The following is a 524-nucleotide window of genomic DNA, read 5'->3' as shown; positions in this document are numbered from 1 at the left end:
TCTTGTCGAGTTCGGCGATCCGGGCAGTGAGCGCTTCCTGCTTCTCCCGCCAGTCTTCCAACTGGTCGAGGACTTGCTGCCGCTCCTGCTTCCGACGAACACCGGCATTGATCGTCTCCGCGTTGTCGATCCGCGAGCGGATGGGTTCGATGTCTATGCGATCAGGAAGAGCAGCCAGGCGCGCCTTGGTCTCCTCAAGCTTTTCCAGCCAACGGTTCTCCTTTTCGCGGAGCTCGGAGATTGCGCGGTCAGTCTCGGCCAAGATGTTCCTGGCGGTGGCAATCTCATCGTTTGCGACCTCGATCGATACCTCCAGTTCACGGGCTGTATCCAGCTCGGCGACCAGCGCGGCGACAGATACCGGCTTGTCAGGCACGTCGTCGCCTATCTCTGGGAACCCGTCGAGCTGACCTTTGAGCTGCTTCACCGTCCGGCCGGCATCGGTGCGCTCATCGAAGGCTGACTTCCGCTGCCCTGCAAGGACAGCCGGATCGAACGGCAACTCCACCAGGCCGAGCAATTCC

The 524-nt window shown here is 61.5% G+C and carries 1 protein-coding gene; it reads right to left on the bottom strand.

Annotation, left to right across the window (positions count from 1 at the left end):
- Positions 1 to 524, bottom strand: a 524-nt coding sequence (locus tag AC3XQU_RS22855; RefSeq protein ID WP_489876449.1) for a hypothetical protein, incomplete at both ends; no start/stop codon positions are given.

Source organism: Telluria sp. AZSoR62, from assembly GCF_058111565.1.
The sequence above is the reverse complement of the archived record's forward strand: the minus strand, read 5'-3'. Positions and strand labels throughout refer to the sequence as shown.